General features: G+C 50.6%; 1 protein-coding gene. It reads right to left on the reverse strand.

The window, feature by feature from the left end; genetic code table 11:
* Positions 1–52 precede the first annotated feature (52 nt).
* On the reverse strand, positions 53–259 hold the full coding sequence (locus E1189_RS26080) for a C2H2-type zinc finger protein (protein WP_408014669.1): 207 nt from the start codon (positions 257–259) through the stop codon (positions 53–55).
* Positions 260–267 lie beyond the last annotated feature (8 nt).

Here is a 267-nt window from a genome sequence, read left to right on the forward strand (position 1 = left end):
AGTGATGCTGATGTTTACTGTCAGGGTATGGTTGTGCGAGGGACAGACCGGGTCACTCATCTTTCCTGTGGTGTTGGGTGTGTTTGTGTCTGGTGAGATAAGTGGCTTGGGTGAAAGACTGGTTGCACCCGCTCTGATCACAGACAAAGGGCTTCTTCCTTGTGTGGGTGCGCTTGTGTTTGGTGAGGTTGCTGGATGAGGTAAATGCTTTGTTGCACCCATCCTGATCACAGACATAGGGCTTGTCCTTTGAGTGGATGCGTTTGT

The sequence above is a fragment of the Parendozoicomonas verongulae genome (assembly GCF_009711465.1).
Taxonomy (GTDB): Bacteria; Pseudomonadota; Gammaproteobacteria; order Pseudomonadales; family Endozoicomonadaceae; genus Sansalvadorimonas; species Sansalvadorimonas verongulae.